General features: G+C 76.5%; 1 protein-coding gene and 1 pseudogene. Both read left to right on the forward strand.

Annotation, left to right across the window (positions count from 1 at the left end; all coding sequences use genetic code 11):
* Window positions 1-613, forward strand: a pseudogene (locus BKE38_RS29430) (cobyrinate a,c-diamide synthase); the annotation flags it as partial.
* A 1-nt stretch (window position 614) separates the two neighbouring features.
* On the forward strand, window positions 615-1,628 hold the full coding sequence (cobT, locus tag BKE38_RS29435; RefSeq protein ID WP_076960643.1) for a nicotinate-nucleotide--dimethylbenzimidazole phosphoribosyltransferase: 1,014 nt from the start codon (window positions 615-617) through the stop codon (window positions 1,626-1,628).
* Window positions 1,629-1,789: the final 161 nt, after the last annotated feature.

The following is a 1,789-nucleotide window of genomic DNA, read 5'->3' on the forward strand; positions in this document are numbered from 1 at the left end:
GCAGGCGCCCGCCCGGCCGCCGCCGGGGCAGCGGGTCGCCCTGGCCGACGAGGCGGCGTTTTCATTCCTCGACCCGCATGTGGTCGAGGGCTGGCGGGCGGCGGGGGCAACGCTGCATCCCTTTTCGCCGCTGGCCGACGAGCCCCCTCCCCCCGGCTGCGACGCCTGCTGGCTGCCCGGCGGCTATCCGGAGCTGCATGCCGGCAGGCTCGCCGCCGCCGGGCGGTTCCTCGGCGGGCTGCGGCGGTTCGCGGAAGACCACCCGGTGCATGGCGAATGCGGCGGCTACATGCTGCTGGGACAGGGGCTGGAGGATGCCTCCGGCCAGCGCCATGCCATGGCCGGTCTGCTGGGCCATGCCACCAGCTTCGCCCGCCGCAGGATGAACCTGGGCTATCGACAGGCGGTGCTGCTGGCCGACGGGCCGCTGGGCCGCGCCGGCGCCGTGCTGCGCGGTCACGAGTTCCACTATGCCACCGTCACCGAGCCGGGGGACGACGCGCCGCTGGCCGCGCTCAGCGACGCCGCCGGCAAGGCGCTGGGCCCGGGCGGGGCGCGGCGCGGGCGGGTCTCCGGCAGCTTCTTCCACGCCATCGCGCAGCAGGACGCCTGACATGCTTTTCTCGGATCTGGCGGCGCTGCGCGGGGCCATTGCGTCCCTGCCGGCCGGGGTGGAAGGCGCTGCCGCCGCGGTCGCCACCCGGCAGGCGCGGCTGACCAAGCCGCCCGGCAGCCTGGGCCGGCTGGAGGCGCTGGCGGCCTGGCTGGCGCGCTGGCAAGGGCGCGCGCAGCCGCGGCTGGAGCATGTCCAGGTGCTGGTCTTCGCCGGCAACCACGGCGTCACGGCGCAGGGGGTTTCGCCCTACCCACCCGCGGTCACCGCGCAGATGGTGGAGAATTTTTCAGCCGGTGGTGCTGCGATCAACCAGCTCTGCGCGGTGGCCGGGGCCGCGCTGCAAGTGGTGCCGCTGCGGCTGGAGACGCCGACGGCCGACTTCACCGCCGGCCCCGCGATGGATGAACGCGAATTCCTGCAGGCGGTGAACCAGGGCGCCGCGGCGCTGCCGGCGCGGCTGGACCTGCTGTGCCTGGGCGAGATGGGCATCGGCAACACCACCGCCGCCGCGGCCATGGCGGCGGCGCTGTTCGGCGGCGGGGGCGCGGATTGGGCCGGGCGCGGCACCGGCGTCGACGATGCCGGGCTGGCGCGCAAGGTGTCCGTCATCGATGCCGGGCTGGCGCGGCATCCCGCGGCGCGGGCCGATCCGCTGGAGGCCGCGCGCTGCCTGGGCGGGCGGGAGCTGGCGGCCATCCTGGGAGCCACGCTGGCCGCCCGGCTGCGGGGTGTGCCGGTGCTGCTGGACGGCTTCGCCGCCTGCACCGCCGCGGCGCCGCTGGCCGTGCTGGCGCCGGGCGGGCTGGACCATGCGGAGGTCGCGCATCGTTCGGCCGAGGCGGGGCATGGCCGGCTGCTGGCGGCGCTGGAGAAGGTGGCGCTGCTGGATCTGGGGATGCGGCTGGGAGAAGCCTCGGGCGCGGCGCTGGCGGTGCCGCTGCTGCGGGGGGCCCTGGCCTGCCACCAGGGGATGGCCACCTTCGCCGAGGCCGGGGTGGCGGAAGCGCCGTGAGGGAACGCCTCGCCGAGCTGGGCGCCGCCTTCGGGCTGCTGACGCGGCTGCCGGTGGGGTGGCTGCCGCAGCCTGCCGATACGGCGGGGTATGCGCGGGCGGTCTGGGCCTATCCGCTTGCCGGCGCTGTTCTCGGCGCGCTGGCGGGCGGGGTGCAGGCG

It is taken from the genome of Teichococcus deserti (assembly GCF_001982615.1).
Classification (GTDB): domain Bacteria; phylum Pseudomonadota; class Alphaproteobacteria; order Acetobacterales; family Acetobacteraceae; genus Pseudoroseomonas; species Pseudoroseomonas deserti.